The organism is Ramlibacter sp. 2FC, assembly GCF_005503345.1.
In the GTDB taxonomy this organism is placed as follows: domain Bacteria; phylum Pseudomonadota; class Gammaproteobacteria; order Burkholderiales; family Burkholderiaceae_C; genus SCMQ01.
This window is the reverse complement of record NZ_SCMM01000018.1, coordinates 32,371-52,932: the sequence shown is the minus strand read 5'-3', so window position 1 is coordinate 52,932 and position 20,562 is coordinate 32,371. Positions and strand designations below refer to the sequence as shown.

General features: G+C 69.6%; 22 protein-coding genes. 14 read left to right on the top strand and 8 right to left on the bottom strand.

Features of this window, described 5'->3' with window-relative positions:
• Nucleotides 1-48 precede the first annotated feature (48 nt).
• The 3 genes from flgA (at nucleotide 49) to FFS10_RS10005 (ending at nucleotide 1,594) form a co-directional block, all read left to right on the top strand.
• Nucleotides 49-795 carry a flagellar basal body P-ring formation chaperone FlgA gene (flgA, locus tag FFS10_RS10015; protein WP_249931240.1) on the top strand — a complete coding sequence of 249 codons (747 nt, stop codon included), beginning with the start codon at nucleotides 49-51 and terminating at the stop codon, nucleotides 793-795.
• Between the two features lie 109 nt (nucleotides 796-904).
• Nucleotides 905-1,225: a flagellar biosynthesis anti-sigma factor FlgM gene (gene flgM / locus FFS10_RS10010; RefSeq protein ID WP_137894122.1), complete on the top strand. Its 321-nt coding sequence runs from the start codon at nucleotides 905-907 to the stop codon at nucleotides 1,223-1,225.
• A 15-nt stretch (nucleotides 1,226-1,240) separates the two neighbouring features.
• A complete protein-coding gene (locus FFS10_RS10005; protein ID WP_137894120.1) occupies nucleotides 1,241-1,594 on the top strand; it encodes a hypothetical protein in 354 nt (117 codons plus the stop codon).
• Between the two features lie 24 nt (nucleotides 1,595-1,618).
• Here FFS10_RS10005 and FFS10_RS10000 read toward each other — a convergent pair whose 3' ends face one another.
• From FFS10_RS10000 to FFS10_RS09980, 5 genes are read right to left on the bottom strand one after another with little or no spacing between them, the layout of a single operon-like run.
• Nucleotides 1,619-2,332: an RNA polymerase sigma factor FliA gene (locus tag FFS10_RS10000; RefSeq protein ID WP_137894118.1), complete on the bottom strand. Its 714-nt coding sequence runs from the start codon at nucleotides 2,330-2,332 to the stop codon at nucleotides 1,619-1,621.
• 17 nt (nucleotides 2,333-2,349) lie between these two features.
• Nucleotides 2,350-3,147 carry a MinD/ParA family ATP-binding protein gene (locus FFS10_RS09995; RefSeq protein ID WP_137894116.1) on the bottom strand — a complete coding sequence of 266 codons (798 nt, stop codon included), beginning with the start codon at nucleotides 3,145-3,147 and terminating at the stop codon, nucleotides 2,350-2,352.
• On the bottom strand, nucleotides 3,140-4,450 hold the full coding sequence (gene flhF / locus FFS10_RS09990) for a flagellar biosynthesis GTPase FlhF (RefSeq protein WP_137894114.1): 1,311 nt from the start codon (nucleotides 4,448-4,450) through the stop codon (nucleotides 3,140-3,142). The genes FFS10_RS09995 and flhF overlap by 8 nt, the downstream gene beginning before the upstream one ends.
• Nucleotides 4,447-6,531 carry a flagellar biosynthesis protein FlhA gene (gene flhA / locus FFS10_RS09985; protein WP_137894203.1) on the bottom strand — a complete coding sequence of 695 codons (2,085 nt, stop codon included), beginning with the start codon at nucleotides 6,529-6,531 and terminating at the stop codon, nucleotides 4,447-4,449. Before flhA ends, flhF begins: the two co-directional genes overlap by 4 nt.
• Nucleotides 6,532-6,548: 17 nt before the next feature.
• Nucleotides 6,549-7,709, bottom strand: a complete 1,161-nt coding sequence (locus FFS10_RS09980; protein WP_137894112.1) for an EscU/YscU/HrcU family type III secretion system export apparatus switch protein — start codon at nucleotides 7,707-7,709, stop codon at nucleotides 6,549-6,551.
• Between the two features lie 203 nt (nucleotides 7,710-7,912).
• Between FFS10_RS09980 and motA the strand changes: the two genes are divergently transcribed.
• The 4 genes from motA to FFS10_RS09960 all read left to right on the top strand — a co-directional run bounded on the left by motA (nucleotide 7,913) and on the right by FFS10_RS09960 (nucleotide 10,815).
• Nucleotides 7,913-8,776 (top strand): flagellar motor stator protein MotA, encoded by an 864-nt coding sequence (gene motA, locus FFS10_RS09975; RefSeq protein ID WP_137894110.1) that lies wholly within the window; start codon nucleotides 7,913-7,915, stop codon nucleotides 8,774-8,776.
• Between the two features lie 25 nt (nucleotides 8,777-8,801).
• Nucleotides 8,802-9,719, top strand: a complete 918-nt coding sequence (gene motB, locus FFS10_RS09970; protein ID WP_137894108.1) for a flagellar motor protein MotB — start codon at nucleotides 8,802-8,804, stop codon at nucleotides 9,717-9,719.
• Nucleotides 9,720-9,788: 69 nt separating this feature from the next.
• Nucleotides 9,789-10,181, top strand: a complete 393-nt coding sequence (gene cheY / locus FFS10_RS09965) for a chemotaxis response regulator CheY (protein WP_137894106.1) — start codon at nucleotides 9,789-9,791, stop codon at nucleotides 10,179-10,181.
• Between the two features lie 13 nt (nucleotides 10,182-10,194).
• Nucleotides 10,195-10,815: a protein phosphatase CheZ gene (locus tag FFS10_RS09960; RefSeq protein ID WP_137894104.1), complete on the top strand. Its 621-nt coding sequence runs from the start codon at nucleotides 10,195-10,197 to the stop codon at nucleotides 10,813-10,815.
• 102 nt (nucleotides 10,816-10,917) lie between these two features.
• On the opposite strand, the gene flhC is transcribed toward FFS10_RS09960, so the two are convergent.
• On the bottom strand, nucleotides 10,918-11,454 hold the full coding sequence (gene flhC / locus FFS10_RS09955) for a flagellar transcriptional regulator FlhC (RefSeq protein ID WP_137894102.1): 537 nt from the start codon (nucleotides 11,452-11,454) through the stop codon (nucleotides 10,918-10,920).
• A 39-nt stretch (nucleotides 11,455-11,493) separates the two neighbouring features.
• Complete coding sequence (gene flhD, locus FFS10_RS09950) at nucleotides 11,494-11,823, bottom strand: flagellar transcriptional regulator FlhD (protein ID WP_137894201.1); 330 nt, start codon at nucleotides 11,821-11,823, stop codon at nucleotides 11,494-11,496.
• A 532-nt stretch (nucleotides 11,824-12,355) separates the two neighbouring features.
• Between flhD and FFS10_RS09945 the strand changes: the two genes are divergently transcribed.
• The 5 genes from FFS10_RS09945 (at nucleotide 12,356) to FFS10_RS09925 (ending at nucleotide 17,225) form a co-directional block, all read left to right on the top strand.
• A complete protein-coding gene (locus FFS10_RS09945) occupies nucleotides 12,356-13,492 on the top strand; it encodes a flagellin (protein ID WP_137894100.1) in 1,137 nt (378 codons plus the stop codon).
• 191 nt (nucleotides 13,493-13,683) lie between these two features.
• The gene (locus tag FFS10_RS09940) at nucleotides 13,684-14,823 is read left to right on the top strand and encodes a flagellin (protein WP_137894098.1); all 1,140 of its coding nucleotides are present in this window, start codon (nucleotides 13,684-13,686) and stop codon (nucleotides 14,821-14,823) included.
• 101 nt (nucleotides 14,824-14,924) lie between these two features.
• Nucleotides 14,925-16,364 carry a flagellar filament capping protein FliD gene (gene fliD / locus FFS10_RS09935; protein WP_137894096.1) on the top strand — a complete coding sequence of 480 codons (1,440 nt, stop codon included), beginning with the start codon at nucleotides 14,925-14,927 and terminating at the stop codon, nucleotides 16,362-16,364.
• A gap of 85 nt (nucleotides 16,365-16,449) precedes the next feature.
• Entirely contained in the window at nucleotides 16,450-16,857 is a 408-nt protein-coding gene (gene fliS, locus FFS10_RS09930; protein WP_137894094.1) for a flagellar export chaperone FliS, read from the top strand.
• Between the two features lie 44 nt (nucleotides 16,858-16,901).
• On the top strand, nucleotides 16,902-17,225 hold the full coding sequence (locus tag FFS10_RS09925; protein WP_137894199.1) for a flagellar protein FliT: 324 nt from the start codon (nucleotides 16,902-16,904) through the stop codon (nucleotides 17,223-17,225).
• 10 nt (nucleotides 17,226-17,235) lie between these two features.
• On the opposite strand, the gene fliE is transcribed toward FFS10_RS09925, so the two are convergent.
• A complete protein-coding gene (fliE, locus tag FFS10_RS09920) occupies nucleotides 17,236-17,562 on the bottom strand; it encodes a flagellar hook-basal body complex protein FliE (RefSeq protein WP_137894092.1) in 327 nt (108 codons plus the stop codon).
• A 243-nt stretch (nucleotides 17,563-17,805) separates the two neighbouring features.
• Here fliE and fliF point away from each other — a divergent pair, with 243 nt between their 5' ends.
• The gene (fliF, locus tag FFS10_RS09915; RefSeq protein WP_137894090.1) at nucleotides 17,806-19,515 is read left to right on the top strand and encodes a flagellar basal-body MS-ring/collar protein FliF; all 1,710 of its coding nucleotides are present in this window, start codon (nucleotides 17,806-17,808) and stop codon (nucleotides 19,513-19,515) included.
• A gap of 50 nt (nucleotides 19,516-19,565) precedes the next feature.
• Nucleotides 19,566-20,561: a flagellar motor switch protein FliG gene (fliG, locus tag FFS10_RS09910; protein ID WP_137894088.1), complete on the top strand. Its 996-nt coding sequence runs from the start codon at nucleotides 19,566-19,568 to the stop codon at nucleotides 20,559-20,561.
• Nucleotide 20,562: the final 1 nt, after the last annotated feature.

The following is a 20,562-nucleotide window of genomic DNA, read 5'->3' as shown; positions in this document are numbered from 1 at the left end:
CCGGCGGCCGCTGCGCCTACAGTCACGATGGAGCTTCCCCTTGCCCGCATGTCCAAACCGCGCTTCATTCCTGGCGACTGGCGACGCACCTTGTGCGCCGGCCTGATGCTGCTGTGCGCCCTGCGCGGCGCAGCCGCGGACACGACGCCCGATGCCGCACCGCTTGCCGGTCGGCTGACCGAGTGGGTCCAGGCCCATGCCGGTGGGGCGGCGGTCGCGGGCCCGGCGGGCCGGCGGCCGCGCGTGGAGGTCAGCCTGGGCGCGCTCGACGAGCGCATCCGGCTCGCGCCTTGCCTTCGGATGGAGCCCTATCTGCCGCCGGGCACCCGGCCCTGGGGGCGCATACGCATCGGCCTGCGCTGCCTGGAAGGCGCCACGCGCTGGAACGTCTACCTGCCGGCCACGGTGCGGGTGTTCGGCCAGGCCCTCACGGCCAGCGCCGATCTGGCGCCGGGGCGGGCCTTGTCTGCCGAGGTCCTGCGCCTGGCCGAGGTCGACCTGGCGGCCGAGGCCTCGCCGGCCCTGGTCGACGCCGACGCGCTGCGCGGACGCAGCCTGGCCCGGCCCCTGGCGGCGGGCCAGGTCCTGCGCGAGCATCACCTGCGGCCCAGGCAGTGGTTCGGCGTCGGCGAGACGGTCAGGCTGCTGGCCCAGGGGCGGGGATTTGCGATCCGCAGCGAGGGGCGGGCCCTGGGCCCGGGGCTGGACGGCCAGACCGTGCGCGTGATGGTGGAAGGCGGCCGGGTGGTCAGCGGCATCGCGCGCGCCGAGCGCACCGTCGAGGTGCTGTTGTGAGCCGTGGCGGCGATGCGTCAAACAGGGCTAAATTTTTGCCTTGGGCGGCCGATACAGCGATCATGGCGGCAAGGCGCTTGCCGCATCCACTCCGTGCGAGGACATATCCATGAAAATCGGTCAACCCATTGAAGCCACGACGGTCGCCGGCACCGCTGGCGGCACAAGCCCCGCGGGCGCGCGCGAGACCGGGCGCAGCGACGCGGCGCAGCCGCCACTGGCCCCGCCCGAAGGCCGCCCCGAAAGCGCCACGGTGCACTTGTCCGGCACCGCCAGGGAGCTGATGTCCGGCACGCCCGAGTTCAACGCCGAAAAGGTCGAGGCCATGCGCCAGGCCATTGCCGAAGGCCGCTTCAAGCCCAACCCCGGAGCGATCGCCGACCAGCTGATCGCCAATGCGCGCGAGTTGCTGACCGGCCCGACCCACTGACGCCGCCCGCATCCGATGAGAACGCCCGCCCCCGCCATCGAACGCCCCGCCCAGCCGCTCGAAGCCTTGATTCGGTCGCTCGAGTCGCAACTGGAGTCCCTGGCCCAGGCCCTGCGCGAGCGCGACAGCGAAGCCATCTCCGCCGGCTCGGCGCGGCTGCAGCGCAGCCTGCAGCAGGCCATGGCAGTGCTGAGCTCGGCGACCGCGCAGGGCGGTGGCTTGCCTGACGGCCTGCGGCCGCGCCTGGCCAAGCTGCAGGGCGCCGTGGCTGCCGAGCGTGAAAGCCTGGCCCGTGCCAGTGCCGCGGTGCAGCGCGCCATGAATGTGCTGATGCCCGCGACGCCGGCCGTGGTGTACGCAGCGCCCTGATCGTTCAGGCCTCCTGTAGGGGGCTCACCACTGGCGCAGCTTGACGCGCAGGCGGGCGATCGACTGGCTGTGCAGCTGGCAGACGCGCGACTCGGTCACGCCCAGCACTGCGGCGATTTCCTTGAGGTTCATGCCCTGTTCGTAGTACATGCTCATCACGTACTGCTCGCGCTCGGGCAGCTGGGCTATGGCATCGACCAGGGCTGCGCGCAGCCGGTAGTCGTCCAGCCGGCTCAGGGGATCGGCATCGCGGTCGGCCATGTGGCGCTCGAGGAAATCGCTGTCGCCGTCCTCGCTGCCCATGTCCTCCAGGTAGACCAGCTGTGTGCCGCGCACCTTGCCCAGCAATTCCTGGTACTGCGCCAGGGCGATGCCCATCTCGGCGGCGATCTCGCTCTCGAGCGGCGCCCGCCCGAGCTTTTGCTCGAGCCTGTGCACCGCCTGCTCGATCGAGCGCTGCTGCTTTCGGTCGCCCCGGCTCATCCAGTCCGTGCCGCGCAGCTCGTCGAGCATGGCGCCGCGCACGCGCTGGGAGGCGAAGGTCTCGAACTGCACGCCCTGCGCCGCGTCGAAGCGGCTGAGCGCGTCGTTGAGCCCCATCATGCCGACCTGGATCAGGTCGTCTATCTCGACGTTGGCCGGCAGCTTGGCAATCATCTGGTGGGCCAGCCGCCTCACCAGCGGGCTGTACTGCTTGAGCATCGAACTGTGGTCGAGGCGGCCTTTGGCGGTGTACATGGAAAGCTCCGGGAATGTCAGTGCAGAACGCGGGCCGGTGCGGCTGCCGGCCGGGTCGACAGCGTGGCGTGGCCAGGCGCACGCGGTGGCGGCTCGAGCGCCTCGCGCAGCAGGCCGATCGACAGCCCGCTCAGCTGGTGCGCCAGGGCCTGCTCGCTGGCGCCCATGGCATGCGTCCATGCGAGCGGGTGCAACTGGGCACCGAGGAAGTCCCTGGCGCAGCGCGCCAGGCGCGCGGCCGCTGCTGGCAGCTGCGCCTCGTGGCGCGGCAGGTCCAGCAGCACGGCCTGGCGCCTGAGGCCGGCCTGCAGGCTCAGGGTCTTGATGCCGGCGTAGGCATGGGTGAGGCTGTCCGGCGTGTCGCCGCACAGCACCAGCGGACAGACCTCGTGCCGGGCGAAAAGGCGGCTCAGCAGTTCGGCCTGGGCGTGGAAGACGACCACGTCCGTGTCCGGCGCGGCCTGCTGCAAGGCCCTGGACCAGCGTGCCAGCAGCTCGCTGTCCGACCCAGCGCACCAGGCCGCCGGGTCGGCGGCCAGCACCGCCACATGGGTCTCGACATGCTCGATCCAGCGTTCCAGGCCGGCGCCGCGCGCCAGGGCCTGCGTCAGGGCGCGGTCCTGGCCGCCGGCGCCGGGCACGGCGTCGACCACCAGGCAGCGCAGCCCATGGCGGCCCAGCGCCCGGCACAGGGCATCGAGCAGGCGGTGCGTGCCGGCCACATGGGGATTGGCCACGAGCGGCAGCATCTGCAACTGCGGACGCTGAAAGCGGCGGCGCAGGCCCTGGGCCTGATCGGCGATCTCCTCAAGCATGCAGGCCCTCGCTAGCCGGGCCGGGCACCGGGCCGAACATGAGCTGCAGATCCTCGGCGTCCATGCGGTAGGCCGCACGGCCCTCGCGGCCGAGCGCGCGCTGCACCAGGGCCTGGGCAGACAGGCGATGCCAGTCCTCGGGCACGCGCTGCCCGTCCGCGACCTGCACCAGCTTGAGCTTGTGGCGCACCAGCACGTCGAGCGCGGTACCCAGGTGCACGGCCTCGTCCACCTTGGACAGCACCACCCCGTGGCACTCGCTGGCGCGGTAGGCCTTCGCCACATCCTCCAGGGTCTCCCCCTGGGCCGCCGCGTTCAGCACCAGCAGGCGCCGGATGCGCGCATCGCCCAGCATCTCCAGCAGCTCCTGCGTGCGGTCGTCGTGCTGGGCCAGGCCGGCGGTGTCGATCAGCACCAGCTTCTTGACGGACAGCAGGTCCAGCAGGTCATCCAGCGCCGCGCGGTCGTGGGCGGTGTGCACCGCCACGCCCAGGATGCGGCCGTAGGCGCGCAACTGCTCGTGGGCGCCGACGCGGTAGGCGTCCAGCGTGATCAGGCCCAGCTGCGCGGCGCCATGCCTGGCAGCAAAGGCCGCCGCCAGCTTGGCCGTGCCCGTGGTCTTGCCGACGCCGGTCGCGCCTACCAAAGCGAAAACGCCGCCCTGGTCCTCGAGCGCCGGCTCCGTCTCGCCGGTGCGCAGGTTGTGCGCCAGCACCTCGCGGGCCCAGGCCAGGCCGTCGCCCGCGTCCGCCGGCAGGCGCTGCACCAGGGTGCGCACCAGGGCCGGCGACAAGCCGACCTGCAGCAGCCGGGCCGCCAGCTGAGACTGGGCAGGGCTGCGCCTGAGCCCGTCCATGAACGCCATCGCGCCAAAGCGCGACTCGATCAGTGTCCTGACGTTGCGCAACTCGTCGAGCACGGCGCGCTCATGCTCGGCGCCCAGGCGCGCCGCAACGGCGTCGGCCCCGGCGGGCGCGGGCGGCTCGAGTTCAGCGGGTGAGGGCAGCGGCGCGGCCTGGCGCCGCTTGAGCATGCGCTCGCGCACGTAGTCCTGAAAGGACAGGGTGCTCATGGCCAGCTGCTGCACGTCCTCGCTCACCGAACTGGCCGGCGGGTGCCGCGAAGCGGCCTGGCCGGCGTCGGTGGTCTCGTGCCGCGGCGCGCCCTCGGCGGCCATGGCCAGCACCTCGACGCCCTCGGCGCAGGGGCGCGTCGCGAGCACCATGCCGTCGTCGCCGAAGGCGGCGCGCACCTGGGTCAGGGCGTCGCGCGCGGTGGCGGCGATGAAGCGCCTGACGTTCATGCCGCACCTCCGATCAGCGAGCCTATGCGTATGGTGTGGGTGTCGGGGATCTCGCTATGGCCCAGCACCGCCAGGCGCGGCGCGGCGCGGCGCAGCAACCGCGCCATGGGGGGGCGGATGGCGTCGGGCACCAGCAGGCAGGCAGGCACGCCGAGGTCCTCCTGCTTCTTGCTGGCGCTGGCCGCCGACTGGGTCACGGTCTCGGCCACTCCGGGATCCAGCGCCGCGCCGTGCGGCGAGGTCAGGGCCTGGGTGATCAGGCGTTCCAGGTCCGGTGCGATGGCGATTACGTCCAGCTCCTTCACAGGGCCGTAGATCTGCTGGACGATGGCGGGCGCCAGGTTGATGCGGATGCGCCTGGCGAGCTCGGCCGGCTCGGGCGTCGCGCCGGCGTGTTCGGCCAGGGTTTCGACGATGGTCCGCATGTCACGGATGTGTACGGATTCTTCCAGCAGCAACTGAAGCACCTTCTGCAAGGCCGGGATGCTGACCATCTTCGGCACCACATCCTCGATGAGTTTCGGGGCGAGTCGGGCCACATGCTCCACCAGCTGCTGCACCTCGGTGCGTCCCAGCAGGCGGGCGGCGTGGACCTGCATCAAGTGTGAAAGATGGGTCGCGACCACGGTCGAGGAATCAACCACCGTATAACCGGCCATTTGCGCGTTTTCCTTCTGGCGCTCCTCGATCCAGACCGCGGGCAGGCCGAAGGCCGGGTCGGTGGTGTGGGTGCCGGCCAGCGCGGTCGCGGCATGGCCCGGGTTGATGGCCAGCGACATGCCGGGAAAGCATTCGCCCTCGCCGACGACCGCGCCGCGCAGGCTGATGCGGTAGGCGCTGGGCTTGAGCTCCAGGTTGTCACGAATGTGCACGGCTGGCGGCAGGAAGCCGACCTCCTGGGCGAACTTGCGGCGCACACCCTTGATGCGCGCCAGCAGGTCGCCCTGGCGGTCGGCGTCCACCAGCTGGATCAGCCGGTAGCCGACCTCCAGGCCCAGCAGATCCACTGGTTGCAGGTCGTCCCAGCTGGCCTCGGCATTGGGGTGGGCAGGGCTGGCCTGCGCCGGGCTGTGCTGCGCCTGCAGCTGCGCACGCGCCTGGCGCTGGTGCAGCACATGGGCTCCCCAGCCCATGGCCGCCGCGATGGCGAGGAAGGTCAGGTGCGGCATGCCGGGAATCACGCCCATGGTGCCGATCACGGCCGCCGCGATGCCCAGGGCCCGCGGCGAGCCGAACAGCTGGCCGGTGATCTGGTGGCCCACGTCCTGGTCCTTGCCCACGCGGGAGACCACCATGGCGGCGGCGATAGAGATCAGCAGGGCCGGGATCTGGGCCACCAGGGCATCGCCGACGGCCAGCAGCACATAGGCGTTGGTGGCCTGCTGCACCGGCAGCCCGTGCTGGGCCACGCCGACGATCAGCCCGCCGACGACGTTGATCGCCAGGATCAGGATGCCGGCCACCGCGTCGCCGCGCACGAACTTGGAGGCGCCGTCCATGGCGCCGAAGAAGCCGGCCTCCTCGCCGACCTCGGCGCGCCGCCGCCTCGCTTCCTTCTCGTCGATCAGCCCGGCGTTGAGGTCGGCGTCGATGGCCATCTGCTTGCCGGGCATCGCATCCAGGGTGAAGCGCGCGCCGACCTCGGCGATGCGCTCGGCACCCTTGGTCACGACGATGAAGTTGATCACCACCAGGATCGCGAACACGATCAGACCGACCGCGAAATTGCCGCCGATCAGGAAATGGCCGAAGCTTTCGATGACCTGGCCCGCGGCGCCGGTGCCGGTATGGCCCTCCAGCAGCACCACCCGGGTCGACGCCACGTTCAGCGACAGGCGCAGCATGGTGGTGAACAGCAGCACCGAGGGGAAGGCCGCGAAGTCCAGCGGCCGCACCATGTAGGCCGACACCAGCATGACCATCAGCGCGATCGCGATGTTGAAGGTGAACAGCAGGTCCAGCACGAAGGGCGGCAGCGGCAGCACCATCATGACCAGGATCATGACCACCACCAGCGGGGCGGCCAGGGCCCGCAGCGGCAGCGCGGCGAGCAGGGGCTGCAGTCGCTGCAGGCCGGGCATGAGAGGCGGGGGGGTGTTCATCGGTCGGGTGCTGGGGGCGAGGGCGGTTCGTGTTGGGGATCGAGCGCGGCCGGCACCGGCAGCTCGGGCAGGCCCGCGGGCATGGGCGCGCGCCCGGCTGCGGAGGCACGCAGCTGGTAGACATAGGCCAGCACCTGCGCCACGGCCGCGTAGAGCGCGGCGGGAATCTCGCAGTCGACCTCGCCATGGGCGTACAGCGCGCGCGCCAGGGCGGGCGCCTGCAGCACGGGCACGCCATTGGACTGGGCCAGGTCACGGATGCGCATGGCCAGCAGGTCCAGCCCCTTGGCGACCACGCGCGGCGCGGCCATGCGGCCTTCCTCGTACTTGAGCGCGACCGCGTAGTGCGTCGGGTTCATGACCACCAGGTCGGCGCCGGGGACGGCCGCCATCATGCGGCGGCGCACCTGATCGCGCATCAGCGCCCTGATCTTGGCCTTCACTTCCTGATTGCCTTCGAGCTCGCGGTGCTCGTCGCGCGCCTCGCGCTGGCTCATCTTCAGGCGCCGGTGCAGCAGCTGCCGCTGCAGCGGCAGGTCGACGGCGGCGAACAGGCCCAGGGCGATCAGCAGCAGGGCCAGGCCGCCGAGCAACAGCCCGCCGATCCCGCTCGCGGCGGCCGGCAAGGGCAGGGCCAGCATGCCGGAGAAGGCGTCGAGCCGCGTGTACAGGTAGGCGGCCCCGACCGCGCCCAGCACCAGGCTCAGCAGGCTGGCCTTGAGCGCCTGGCTCAGCTGTTCCGTGGAGAAGAAGCGCCCCAGTCCGGCGATCGGGTTGAGCTTGGAGAAGCTGGGCGCGACGGCCTTCAGGCTCCAGTTCCAGCCGCCGCCGGCCAGCGCGCCGAGCACGCCGGCGAGCCCCATCACCAGGCCCACCGGCACGATCACCTGCAGCATCCGGGCGCCACCCTGGGCCAGACGCTCGCCCATGGCCGCGGTCGAGCGCAGCTCGGACGGCGTGAAGCGCAAGTCGCTCGCCACCATGTCCAGCAGCCAGCGCGCCAGCCAGGGGCTGGCCGTCGCCAGCAGCAGCGCGCCGGTGGCCACCAGCATGAAATGGCCCAGGTCCCGCGAGCGTGCGACCTGGCCCTGCTCGCGCGCCTTGCGGATCTTGCGCGCGGAGGCCGGCAGGTTGCGGTCTTGGGAGTCGGTGGACATGGGCGGCGAAAGCTGACCAGGCCATTATGGAAAGCCCGTGCGCGCACTTAAGCCGGAAAAGCGGGGCAGAACCGCCCCTGTTCCCGCCGTGGCGCCGTCTGCCGGGGCGCCCCGCTCAAGTTCCCGGCGGGGGCGCCGATAAGGGTTTGCAGGGCTCGAAGGCCGTTCCTCACGGCGGCCCGGCACAGGGAAAGACTTACGGCATGCTCGTCATCGTTGGCTACTTCGTGGCACTGGGCTGCATCTTTGGCGGCTTCATCCTCCATGGCGGCAGCATAGGTGTCGTGCTGGCCGCGCTGCCGACCGAAATGATGGTGATCGGCGGCGGCGCGTTTGGCGCCTTCGTCGTGAACAACCAGCCCAAGGTACTCAAGGCCACCTTCGGCGCCATCCCCAAGCTGCTCAAGGGCTCCAAGTACACCAAGGCACGCTACATGGAGCTGATGGCCCTGCTCTACGAGATCCTGCAGAAGGCCCGCAAGGAAGGCCTGATGGCCGTCGAGAAGGACGTGGACGCGCCGCACGAGTCGCCGCTGTTCAAGAAGTACGCGACGGTCGGCAGCGACCACCACGTCGTGGAATTCATCACGGACTACCTGCGCATGATGGTCTCGGGAAACCTCAACGCCCACGAGATCGAGTCGCTGATGGACAGCGAGATCGAGACCCACCACCACGAGGCCCATGCCCCGGTGGCGGCGATCCAGCGCGTGGCCGGCGGCCTCCCGGCCTTCGGCATCGTCGCTGCGGTGCTGGGGGTGGTCAACACCATGGGCTCGGTGGGCCAGCCCCCGGCCGTGCTGGGCGCGATGATCGGCTCGGCCCTGGTGGGGACCTTCCTGGGTATCCTGCTGGCCTACGCCATCGTCGAGCCGCTGGCCGGCCTGCTGGAGCAGAAGAACGACGAGGGCACCAAGGAGTTGCAATGCATCAAGACCACCCTGCTGGCCAGCATGCAGGGCTATGCCCCGCAGGTGGCCATGGAATTCGGCCGCAAGGTCCTGTACTCGACCGAGCGTCCCAGCTTCTCCGAGCTGGAAGGCCACGTCAAGGGACGCAAGGCCTGAGCGGGCAGGGCGACAAGGAGCCGAGATGGCCATTGATCCGAAGAAACACCAGACCATCATCGTCAGGCGGGTGCGCAAACAGGCCCACGCCCACCACGGCGGCGCCTGGAAGATCGCCTACGCCGACTTCGTCACGGCCATGATGGCCTTCTTCCTGCTGATGTGGCTGCTGGGCGCGACGACCGAAGGCGACCGCAAGGGCATCGCCGACTATTTCTCGACGCCGCCCAAGCTGGCGCGCGTCGAGGGAGGCTCGGGCCTGGGCGACGGCTCGCATGTCCTCAAGGGCGGCGGCACCGACCTGACGCGCAGCATGGGCCAAGTCAGGCGCGGCGACGTCCTGTCGCCCCAGAGCTCCAGCCACCTGCGGGCCATGCAGGAGGCGGCCGAGCAGGCCGCGCTCAAGCGCCGCGTGGTGCAGGTCCTGAGCCAGCATCCGCGCCTGGCCCAGTTCCTGCCTCAGATCCGCATCGACATCACGCCCGACGGGCTGCGCATACAGATCGTCGACGAGCAAAACCGCCCCATGTTCGACACGGGCAGCGCGCAGGTCAAGGACTACATGCGCGAGATCCTGCGCGAGATCGGCGCGGTGCTGGCCGAGGTGAACAACAAGATCAGCCTGACCGGCCACACCGATGCCGCGATCTACCAGCGCGGCGAGCGCGGCTACAGCAACTGGGAGCTGTCGGCCGACCGTGCCAATGCCTCGCGGCGCGAACTGGTGGCGGGCGGGCTGCAGGAGGGACAGGTGGTTCGCGTGCTGGGGCTGGCCTCCAGCGCGCTGCTGGACAAGGAGGACCCGCGCAACGCGGTCAATCGCCGCATCAGCATCATCGTCATGAACCGGGACGCCGAGCGGCGCTTCGACCGCGACGGCGACGTCGAGATCGGCTCGGCCGCGGCGGTCGGCCCGGCGCTGCACCCCGGACCCGCCGATTGATCCGGCTCAAGTTTTTCCGCCCGCCGCCGATAAGCCTGTCAACGCCCACTTCGCCCGCAAGGAACCCTCATGAGCACCGCTGCCGACCTGAAGTTTCTGATCGTCGATGACTTCTCAACCATGCGCCGCATCGTGCGCGGCCTGCTCAAGGAAATCGGCTACCAGAATGCCGAGGAGGCCGAGGACGGGGCCGTGGCCCTGCAGATGCTGCAGAGCGGGAGCTTCGACTTCGTGGTCAGCGACATCAACATGCCCAATATGAACGGCTTCGATCTGCTGGCCCAGGTCAAAGCCGACGAGCGGCTCAAGCGCCTGCCCGTGCTCATGGTGACCGCCGAGGCGCGCAAGGAGGACATCGTGCGCGCCGCACAGAACGGCGCCGCGGGCTACATCGTCAAGCCTTTCACCAAGGCGACGCTGGAGGAGAAGATCCAGAAGATCATGCAGAAGATGGGGCACTGAAATGAGCGCGCACATGCCTTCAGACACCGCCGCCAGCGCCCACGCCACCGCCTCGCCCGAGGTGTTCCAGAAGCTGGGCGAGATGACGCGCAGCCTGCACGACACCCTGGTTCAGCTCGGCGTCATGCCCCGGCTGGGCGAGATCGCCGACAGCCTGCCCGACGCGCGCAGCCGCCTGAGCTACATCGCCGAGAAAACCGGCACGGCCGCCGAGAAGGTGCTGAACCTGGTCGACCAGGCCAAGGCCGAGCACGACCACATCGCCAGCGAGACCCGCCGCATGGCCCAGGCCATCGTGGCCGATCCGGTCAAGGCCGTTGCCAGCGGCGGCGTGATGAATTTCGTCGGCGACGTCGAGGCCGCCACCATCCGCATCGACCGCCACCTGACCGACATCATGCTGGCCCAGGACTTTCACGACCTCACCGGCCAGGTCGTGGCCAAGGTCGTGGCCCTGGCCGCCGACATCGAGGACCAGTTGGTCCATCTGCTGTTGCAGACGGCGCCCTCGGACCAGGTGCACAAGGTGGAGCAGCAGTTCCTCAACGGCCCCGTGGTCAGTCCGCAAGGCCGCACCGACGTGGTCACCAACCAGGAGCAGGTCGACGACCTGCTGGCCAGTCTGGGCTTTTGAAATGTAGTGCCCCCACGCTCATCACTGCGTGTATTCGCTGCCCCCCCGAGGGGGTGCAGGCCTCCTTTGGGGCGGCCCGGCAGGAGGCCTGGGCGCCGACGTTCAGTGCAGCTTGAGGCCGCCGCTGGCCTTGCCCTTGCCGGCGCGCGCGGGCGGGTTGCACAGGCCGCAGACGAAGTGCCGGGCAATCTCGTGCGGGTGCGTCACGAAACGCCCGCCGCATTTGGAGCAGGGCGTCATGGTCACCATCTTGTTGTCCATGAACTTGACCAGGCGCCAGGCGCGGGTCACCGAGATCTGCGGGTTCAGGTCCTGGGCCTGGATCTGCTCGAGGTAGAGACTGTAGGCCTTGATGATGGCGTCGATCTCTTCGAGCTCGGTGGCCTTGTTCAGGTACTCGTGGATGTTCATGAACAGCGAGGCGTGGATGTTGGGCTGCCAGGTCATGAACCAGTCGGTCGAAAACGGCAGCTGTCCCTTCGGAGGGGAACAGCCGGCGACTTCCTTGTACAGGCGCAGCAGGCGCTCGTACGACAGGTCGGTCTCGGCCTCCAGTACCTGCAGGCGGGCGCCGAGCCGGATCAGGGCCACGGCCGTTTCGATCTGCCGGGCTTCGAAGAGGATGCTCTTGTGCGACATGAGGCGCTCGCGGACAGCGGATGGCCGGCGGGTGCGGGCTCAGGCCGCTTCCTGGTGCCGTCCGGCCATCAGCAGGCTGGCGTGCAGGCGTGAGGTGGCCAGATGGGACTCGGGCTTGCCGTGGTTGGTCAGCAGGCGCCACACGAGCTCGTCGTCAACCCTCAGGCGACACAGCAGGGTGCTGCCGGAGGCGATCTTGAGCAACTGGGCCGGGCTTAGCGCGGCGATCATGTCGGCCGATTCTTCGGAGATGCCGAGGCGGAACAGGGCTTGGGGACGGTCGCTGCGGATCAGGTGCTGGGCCAGCATCAGATAAGAGAGATTGGCCTCGCGGATTTCATTCAGGATCTGGTCGGTTTGGCTGGACATCATGCTCTCGGCGGCTTCGGCGGGCTGACCTGGAGGCTCCTCAAGTCGCGCCCGGGTTTGTCAATGTTGGTTTTAATTTGAAACTAACTGTACAGCTCGCCGACAGGGTTCCAGCACCCGGCGCTGTCTGATTTTGGCCTGGAATTTGTCCGACACGCCTGTAAGGCAAATTCCGACAAACGGTCTCCGATGCCGCGCCAGCCCGCGCGGCCGCTGTCCCGAGGCGCGCCCCATAGAAGAGGCGCCGCGGCCTTCGCCGTCGCCATCGACCTGCGGCGCATCCGCTTCGCAGGACAAACCGCTAAAGCCCGAGCCCTTGCCTGTCGATAGCCATGCAAGAGGTTCGAGCGATCGGGCTTCGAAAACCGGAATGGCCTCCAGGGAGGCGGCGAGGGCGCTTGCGCCGCGTCGTCCCGCGGCGAGCTGATCCGGGTGTCGCCGGCGCAAGCCGGCAGGACAGGGCGGCCACAGCCTGCCTGTCGCGGGAACGCCGGTGTGCAAGCCGGATGTCATTTCAATAAGGAGTCTCAACATGGGTATGTCTGTCAATACCAACGTCGTCTCGATGAACGCCCAGCGCAACCTCGGCGCCTCGCAGAACACATTGGCCACGGCCATGCAGCGGCTGTCGTCGGGCCTGCGCGTCAACAGCGCCAAGGACGATGCCGCCGGGCTGGCCATCTCGGAGCGCATGAACGCGCAGGTGCGGGGCCTGAACGTGGCCGCGCGCAATGCCAACGACGGCATCTCGCTGGCCCAGACCGCCGAGGGCGCCCTGGGCAAGGTCGGCGACATGCTGCAGCGCATGCGCGAGCTGGCCGTGCAGTCGGCCAACGCGACCAACAGCCAGACCGACCGCGACGCGCTGCAGGCCGAGGTCAGCCAGCTCAAGGACGAGATCGACCGCGTGGCCAACACCACGGCGTTCAACGGCAAGAAGCTGCTGGACGGCAGCTTCCTGGCCGAGAAGTTCCAGGTCGGCGCCAACGCCAGCGAGACCATCGACGTGGCCTCGATCGCCGACGCCAACCTCGCGCAGCTGGGCTCGGTGAGCTCGGCGTCCACGCAGAACTCCACCGCCATCACCGACCTGACGGCGGCAGCCGCGGGCGGCTTGCTGATCAACGGCACGGACATCGGCGCGCTGACGGCGGCGGGCACCACGCAGGAGCGCCAGGCGCAGGTGGTCGACGCGATCAACCGCGTGGCCACGACCACCGGGGTGAACGCCTATTTCGACACGGCCAACGCCAAGATCGTGCTGACCTCGGACAGCAACATCACGCTGACCGGCACCGCGGACGCCGCGCGTCTGGGCTTCGACCTGAGCGAGGACGCCACGGCCGCCACCACCACGGGCGTCACCACGCTGGACATCTCGTCCTACGGCGGCGCCAACCTGGCGCTCAAGCAGATCGACAGCGCGCTGGACCAGATCAACTCCTCGCGCGCCACGCTGGGCGCGCTGCAAAGCCGCTTCGAGAACGCCATCGCCAGCATCCAGGTGACGGCGGAGAACACCTCGGCGGCGCGCGGCCGCATCGTGGACGCCGACTTCGCCACCGAAACCTCCAACCTGTCGCGCTCGCAGATCCTGCAGCAGGCCGGCACAGCCATGGTGGCCCAGGCCAACCAGCTGCCGCAGCAGGTGCTCTCGCTGCTGCGCTGATCCGGCTCGCACCGGAGGGCCGCCCCGGGGGGCCGCGCCTGGCGGCCCCCCGGGGCTTTTTCGCGAGATGGCGGGCAAAGGGGGGCTTTTTCCCGCGATGCCCGCGCTGGCGCCTGTCCAAGAATCGATGCTGCCGTAAAGGTATGCCGGCCACCACGCCGGAAGTCATCGATTTCTCAAGGAAAGCTGCCATGCCCCAGACGATCAACACCAACGTCATCTCGCTCAATGCCCAGCGCAACCTGAACACCAGTCAGAGCGCGCTGGCCACGGCCATGCAGCGGCTGTCGTCGGGCCTGCGCGTCAACAGCGCCAAGGACGATGCCGCCGGCCTGGCCATCGCCGAGCGCATGAACACCCAGATCCGCGGCCTGAACGTGGCCGCGCGCAACGCCAACGACGGCATCTCGCTGGCCCAGACCGCCGAGGGCGCCCTGGGCAAGGTCGGCGACATGCTGCAGCGCATCCGCGAGCTGGCCGTGCAGTCGGCCAATGCCACCAACAGCCAGAGCGACCGCGACGCGCTGCAGGCCGAGGTCAGCCAGCTCAAGGACGAGATCGACCGCGTGGCCAACACCACGGCGTTCAACGGCAAGAAGCTGCTGGACGGCAGCTTCCTGGCCGAGAAGTTCCAGGTCGGCGCCAATGCCAGCGAGACCATCGACGTGGCCTCGATCGCCGACGCCAACCTCGCGCAGCTGGGCTCGGTGAGCTCGGCGTCCACGCAGAACTCCACCGCCATCACCGACCTGACGGCGGCAGCCGCGGGCGGCTTGCTGATCAACGGCACGGACATCGGCGCGCTGACGGCGGCGGGCACCACGCAGGAGCGCCAGGCGCAGGTGGTCGACGCGATCAACCGCGTGGCCACGACCACCGGGGTGAACGCCTATTTCGACACGGCCAACGCCAAGATCGTGCTGACCTCGGACAGCAACATCACGCTGACCGGCACCGCGGACGCCGCGCGTTTGGGCTTTGACCTGAGCGAGGACGCCACGGCAGCCACCACCACGGGCGTCACCACGCTGGACATCTCGTCCTACGGCGGTGCCAACCTGGCGCTCAAGCAGATCGACAGCGCGCTGGACCAGATCAACTCCTCGCGCGCCACGCTGGGCGCCCTGCAAAGCCGCTTCGAGAACGCCATCGCCAGCATCCAGGTGACGGCCGAGAACACCTCGGCGGCGCGCGGCCGCATCATGGACGCCGACTTCGCGGCCGAGACGGCCATGCTGTCCAAGACCCAGATCCTGCAGCAGGCGGGCACGGCCATGGTGGCCCAGGCCAACCAGCTGCCTCAGCAGGTGCTCAAGCTGCTGCAGGGCTGATGGTCGCCCGAGGCCAGCGCGCCTGAGCGGCCGGCGCCGCGCGGCCCCTCAAGTTTTGCGCCTGGAGTGCCGATAGCAGGGCGATCACAAGGAGTCTTCGGATGGCAGGCATTTCCTCTCCCGGCATCGGCAGCGGCCTGGACGTGGGCAGCATCGTGTCGCAGCTGGTCGCGCTGGAGCGCCGGCCGATCGAGCTGCTGGCGCAGCAACAGTCCAAGCTCAGCGCCCAGCTGTCCTCGTTCGGCCTGATGCAGAGCTACATGTCCAACCTGCAGTCCGCCGCAGCGCAGCTGGCCAAGCCCGAGTTCTGGAGCGCGGTGAGCGCGAGCAGCAGCGACACGGCCTCAGTCGGGGCCACGGCCAGCGCGGGAGCGCCGTCCGGAAGCTACAGCGTGACGGTCACCCAGCTGGCCCAGGCCCAGTCCCTGGCCTCGCCCGCGTTCTCGAGCGCGCAGGCCGTGGTCGGCACGGGCACGCTGCGCATCCAGCTCGGCAGCTGGAGCGCGGACATGGGCAGCTTCACGGCCAAGAGCGGCACCAGCGCGGTGGACATCGAGATCGGCAGCGGCGACCAGACGCTGGAAGGCCTGCGCGCCAAGATCAACGCCGCGAATGCCGGCGTGAGCGCCAGCATCGTCCAGGACGTGCAGGGCGCTCGCCTGGTCCTCACCTCGACCGCGACCGGCGCGCAAAACGGCTTCCAGGTCACCGCCCCGGTGGACAACGGCGGCCTGTCGGCCCTGGTGGCCAACCCGCCGGCCACCAGCGCCACGCCGCCGCCGACCGGCATGCTCCAGACCCAGGCCGCGCGCAACGCCCAGGCCACGGTCAATGGGCTGTCGGTGGAGTCGTCCAGCAACCTGCTCGACCAGGCCATCCAGGGCGTGAGCCTCACCTTGAACAAGGCCACGGCGAGCCCGGTGACCATAGGCGTCGGCACCGATCAGGCGACGCTCAAGAAGGGCGTCGAGGCCTTCGTCGGCGCTTACAACGAGCTCAGCCGCTTCCTGAGCACGCAGACCCGCTACGACGCCGGCACCAAGCTGGCCGGCTCGCTGCAGGGCGACGCCACGGCGCTGAACCTGCAGGGGCGATTGCGCAGCCTGGTGCAGCAGAACACCTCGGCCTCCGCCAGCTTTTCCACGCTGTCGGCCATCGGCCTTGAGACGCAGCGCGACGGCACGCTCAAGCTCAACGAGACGCGGCTCGCCGCGGCCCTGGCCGCCCCCCAGGAACTGGCCAAGGCCTTCAGTCAGATCGATGCCGGCAACCCTGCCAACCAGGGCATGGCCCTGCGCTTCAAGAGCCTGGCCGACGCCGCCATCGGCACGGACGGCCTGCTGACGCAGCGCAGCAGCGGCCTGCAGGCGGCTGTCCAGCGCAACGAGGACGCCCAGGCCCGCGTGGAGACCCGGGTCCAGGCCGTGCAGCAGCGGCTGCTGCGCCAGTACGGCGCGCTGGACGGCCAGCTCGGCCGTCTCAGCAGCCTGAGCAGCTACGTGTCCCAGCAGGTCGCCAACTGGAACAAGAGCAGCGAGTGAGCGTGGCCCGGGCCGCAAAAGGCTTCAAGTCGGCGCCCATGCGGCCGATAACTCCAATGACTGATTCATTTGAGGAGGCCCATCGATGTTCGCCACTTTCAGAAGCCAGGCCAGCGCCTACGGACAAATCCAGTTGCAAACCGGCGTGAGCGCGGGCGATCCGCACCAGCTCGTCGCCATGCTGTTCGACGGCGTCCTGAGCGCCATCGCCGCAGCGCGCGGCGCCTTGCAGCGCGGCGACATCGGCGCCAAGGGCCAGCACATCGGCAAGGCGGTCCGCATCGTCGAGGAAGGCTTGCGCTGCGCCCTCGACCAGGAGCGGGGCGGCGAGCTGGCGCGCAACCTCAACGACGTCTATGCCTACGTCAACCTGCGCCTGACCCAGGCCAATCTGCGCAACGACGCCGCCGCGCTGCACGAGTGTCAGGAGCTGCTCGCGCCGATCCGAGAAGCCTGGATGGCCATCCGGGCGCAGCAGCGGGCCGCAGCATGAGCAGGGCCTTCTCCATGGCGCAGCAGGACCCCGCCCCCGAACCCATGGCGTCGCTTCCCGAGAAGCCGGAAAAGCCAGGCCTGCTCGGCTACTACAGCGCCATCGAGCAGGCCAGCGAGAACATGCTGGCCGCGGCCCGAAGCGGCGACTGGGAGCTGGTGATGCGGCTGGAGGGTGCCTGCGCGGTGCTGATCTCCCAGCTCAGGCACGCCGCGAGCGACCTCAGGCTGTCGCCCGACGACGCGCGGCTCAAGCACCAGATGATGCTGCGCATCCTGCGCAACGACGCCGAGATCCGGCACCTGACCGAGCCCTGGCTGGAGGACCTGGCGCGGTTGCTGGCCGACCCGTCCAAGCCCTTGCACTGAGGACCGCGCCTCACACCTGCATGTTCATGATGTCGGTGTAAGCCTGGACCAGGCGGTTGCGCACCTGCAGGGTGGCCTGGAAACCGATCTGCGCCTTCTGCATCGCGACCATGGTCTGCTCCAGCGAGACGGCGGGGTTGCCGAGCTGGACCTGGCGCTGCATCTCGGCGACCTGGCCCTGGGCCTGGCTGACTGCGCCCAGCGCCTGGTTCAGTGCCTGCGAGAAGCCGGCCTCGGCGGCCGCGGACTTGTCCGCGCGCGCCACCTGGCCCGGCAGGACCACGCCGCTGCGCGCGAGCGCCTGTTCGAAGTTGAAGGGTTTGAGCTGAACGTTCATGGCTGGGGGCGAGCTTGGGGCCTCAGAACCTGTTTGCCGGCACGCAGGTCCCGGCCAGTCTCATCTTAGGCCGGGCGGCCCGGGGCAATGGCCCGAACTGAGCCGGGTTTGGGCCGTTGTTTGGCGAACCCAGTGCCTTGAGTTGGCCGAACAATCGCATCAACCCAAGCATCGCGGCAAGGGGCCTTGGCCAGTGGGGCGGAGCCCGGCGGCCGCGATGCAGGACCGCCCGCCAGCCCGTCGATGGACCACGTCGTGAACCTTCCGCAATCTCCCGCTGCTGCGCCGCCCGCCTACCTGGAGCGCCTGGCGGCGATGCCGGTGCGCCGCAAGCTCTGGCTGGGGACCGCGCTGACGGCGCTGCTGGCCGTTCTCATCTCGCTCTTCCTGTGGTCGAGCCGGCCCGACTACAAGGTGCTGTACACCAACCTGTCCGACAAGGACGGCGGAGCGATCATCGCCCAGCTCGCGCAGCTGAACGTGCCCTATCGGCACGCCGACGGCGGCGCGGCCATCCTGGTGCCGGCGGACAAGGTGCACGACACCCGGCTGAAACTGGCCTCCTCGGGCCTGCCCAAGGGCTCGACGGTCGGCTTCGAGCTGATGGACAACGCCCGCTTCGGCATCACCCAGTTCCAGGAGAGGCTGACCTTCCAGCGCGGGCTGGAAGGCGAGCTGACGCGCTCCATCGAAGGCCTGGCGGCCGTGAGCCAGGCCCGGGTCCATCTGGCTCTGCCCAGCCAGAACGGCTTCTTCCGCGAGCAGCAAAAGCCCTCGGCCTCGGTGCTGCTCAAGCTGCATGCCGGCCGCTCGCTGGAGCGCGCCCAGATCGCGGGCATCGTGCACCTGGTCTCGTCCAGCGTGTCCGAGCTGTCGCCGCGGGCCGTGTCCATCGTCGACCAGAACGGCGCCCTGCTGACCGAGGCGGCCGACGCCAAGGCGCTGGGCCTGGATTCGAGCCAGCTGCAGTACATCGCCAACCTGGAGGCGAGCTACGCCCGGCGCATCACCGACATCCTGGAGCCCGTACTGGGCCGCGACAACCTGCGCGCCCAGGTCACGGCCGACGTGGACTTCAGCCAGACCGAGTCGACCTCGGAGCAGTTCAGGCCCAACCAGGGGAGCGAGCCGGCCACCGTTCGCAGCCAGCAGAGCTCCGAGTCCGCGCAGCCTGGCGCGGCCCCGGCAACCGGCATTCCGGGCGCTGCCAGCAACCAGCCGCCGGTGCCGGCTTCGGCGCCGGTCAACGGCCCGCCGCAGGCCCTGCAGGCAGCGGCGTCGGGGGCAGGCGGCGGCGGCGCGAAGCGCGACACGGTCACCAACTTCGAGGTCGACAAGACCGTGCGCGTGACACGCAACGCCAGCGGCAGCATCAAGCGCCTGAGCGTCGCCGTGGTGGTCAACCACCGCGCGGTCAGCGACGGCCAGGGCAAGGTCGGCACGGCGGCGCTGGCGCCGGAGGAGATCGAGAAGCTCTCGGCCCTGGTGCGCGAGTCCATCGGCTTCAACGCGGCCCGCGGCGATTCGGTGCAGGTGGTGAACGCCGCCTTCCGGGAGGCCGTCAGTGTGGAGTTGCCGCCGCTGCCCCTGTGGCAGCGCCCCGAAGTGCTGGAGCTGGCCCGCCAGTTCGGCATGCCCATGCTGCTGACGCTGCTGGCCCTGGTCATCGCGCTGGCCGTCGTTCGTCCGGCCCTGCGGGCGTTCGCCGGGTCCGCCCGGCCCCGCGCCAGGACGCTGGACGCGGTGGTCGGCGACGCCGAAGGCCTGCCGGCGCTGCCGGGCGCGGCTGGCGGCCTGGCGCCGACGCAGGCCCTGCCCGAAGCGGCCAAGGTGGCGCTGCTCCCGGCCTCGGCGAGCGCTGACCGGCTGGACGCCGTGCGCGAGCTGGCCCGCGCCAACCCGGTGGCGGTGGCCAACATCGTGCGCAGCTGGGTGTCGCAGGAGGCGAGCTGAGCCCATGGCCCCCGAGACTGCGCCCCACCATCCTGTGAAGCTCATTAGCCATGGATGAACTCGGACTCCAGGATTCGGCCATTCTGCTCATGTCGCTGGGCGAGGAGGAGGCGGCCGAGGTGTTCAAGCACCTCGCGCCCAAGGAGGTGCAGCGCCTGGGCGAGACCATCGCCAGGATGAAGGTCATTCCGCGCGAGCGCGTCGACGCGGTGCTGGAGCGGTTCACGGCCGACGCGTCCGGGCAGAGCATGCTGGTCGGCGACACCGACGAGTACGTGAAGTCCGTGCTGCGCAAGGCCCTGGGCGAAGACAAGGCCAGCCTGCTGATCGACCGCATACTGCAGGGCAGCGACGTCACGGGCATCGAGAGCCTGAAATGGATGGACGGCAACTCGGTCGCCGAACTGCTGCGCAACGAGCACCCGCAGATCGTCGCTGCCATCCTGGTCCACCTGGAGTTCGACCAGGCATCCGAGGTGCTCAAGCATTTCACCGAGCGGCAGCGCAACGAGGTCATGATCCGCATCGCGACCCTGGACGGCATCCAGCCCTCGGCCCTGAAAGACCTCAACGAGGTGCTGTCCAAGGTGCTGGCGGGCGGCGACAAGCTGCGCAAGGCCTCGCTGGGCGGCGCCAAGACCGCGGCCGAGATCATCAACATGATGGGATCCAAGGTCGAGGGCTCGGTGCTGGACTACATCCGGGAAAACGATGGCGAGCTGGCGCAGAAGATCATGGACAACATGTTCACCTTCGAGGACTTGCGCAAGATCGACGGCCGCGGCCTCCAGCTGCTGCTCAGGGAGGCGCCGTCCGATGCGCTGATCGTCGCGCTCAAGGGCGCGACGCCCGACCTCAGGGAAAAGATCTTCAGCAACATGTCCACGCGCGCGGCGGAGAGCCTGCGCGACGACCTCGAGTCCCGCGGCCCGGTCCGGGTTTCCGAGGTCGAGGCTCAGCAAAAGGAGCTGCTCAAGATCGTGCGCCGTCTGGCGGACGAGGGCCAGCTTGCGCTGGGCGGCGGCGGGGACGACAGCTTCATCTAGG

Coding starts and splice junctions, on each gene's coding strand:
- fliF (WP_137894090.1), top strand. CDS start 17,806: ATGGACCACGTCGTGAACCTTCCGCAATCTCCCGCTGCTGCGCCGCCC.
- fliS (WP_137894094.1), top strand. CDS start 16,450: ATGTTCGCCACTTTCAGAAGCCAGGCCAGCGCCTACGGACAAATCCAG.
- FFS10_RS09995 (WP_137894116.1), bottom strand. CDS start 3,147: ATGCTTGAGGAGATCGCCGATCAGGCCCAGGGCCTGCGCCGCCGCTTT.
- FFS10_RS09980 (WP_137894112.1), bottom strand. CDS start 7,709: ATGTCCACCGACTCCCAAGACCGCAACCTGCCGGCCTCCGCGCGCAAG.
- fliG (WP_137894088.1), top strand. CDS start 19,566: ATGGATGAACTCGGACTCCAGGATTCGGCCATTCTGCTCATGTCGCTG.
- motB (WP_137894108.1), top strand. CDS start 8,802: ATGGCCATTGATCCGAAGAAACACCAGACCATCATCGTCAGGCGGGTG.
- flhC (WP_137894102.1), bottom strand. CDS start 11,454: ATGTCGCACAAGAGCATCCTCTTCGAAGCCCGGCAGATCGAAACGGCC.
- FFS10_RS09945 (WP_137894100.1), top strand. CDS start 12,356: ATGGGTATGTCTGTCAATACCAACGTCGTCTCGATGAACGCCCAGCGC.
- flgA (WP_249931240.1), top strand. CDS start 49: ATGTCCAAACCGCGCTTCATTCCTGGCGACTGGCGACGCACCTTGTGC.
- flhA (WP_137894203.1), bottom strand. CDS start 6,531: ATGCCCGGCCTGCAGCGACTGCAGCCCCTGCTCGCCGCGCTGCCGCTG.
- fliE (WP_137894092.1), bottom strand. CDS start 17,562: ATGAACGTTCAGCTCAAACCCTTCAACTTCGAACAGGCGCTCGCGCGC.
- FFS10_RS10005 (WP_137894120.1), top strand. CDS start 1,241: ATGAGAACGCCCGCCCCCGCCATCGAACGCCCCGCCCAGCCGCTCGAA.
- flhF (WP_137894114.1), bottom strand. CDS start 4,450: ATGAACGTCAGGCGCTTCATCGCCGCCACCGCGCGCGACGCCCTGACC.
- fliD (WP_137894096.1), top strand. CDS start 14,925: ATGGCAGGCATTTCCTCTCCCGGCATCGGCAGCGGCCTGGACGTGGGC.
- FFS10_RS09940 (WP_137894098.1), top strand. CDS start 13,684: ATGCCCCAGACGATCAACACCAACGTCATCTCGCTCAATGCCCAGCGC.
- FFS10_RS09960 (WP_137894104.1), top strand. CDS start 10,195: ATGCCTTCAGACACCGCCGCCAGCGCCCACGCCACCGCCTCGCCCGAG.
- flgM (WP_137894122.1), top strand. CDS start 905: ATGAAAATCGGTCAACCCATTGAAGCCACGACGGTCGCCGGCACCGCT.
- motA (WP_137894110.1), top strand. CDS start 7,913: ATGCTCGTCATCGTTGGCTACTTCGTGGCACTGGGCTGCATCTTTGGC.
- FFS10_RS09925 (WP_137894199.1), top strand. CDS start 16,902: ATGGCGTCGCTTCCCGAGAAGCCGGAAAAGCCAGGCCTGCTCGGCTAC.
- FFS10_RS10000 (WP_137894118.1), bottom strand. CDS start 2,332: ATGTACACCGCCAAAGGCCGCCTCGACCACAGTTCGATGCTCAAGCAG.
- cheY (WP_137894106.1), top strand. CDS start 9,789: ATGAGCACCGCTGCCGACCTGAAGTTTCTGATCGTCGATGACTTCTCA.
- flhD (WP_137894201.1), bottom strand. CDS start 11,823: ATGTCCAGCCAAACCGACCAGATCCTGAATGAAATCCGCGAGGCCAAT.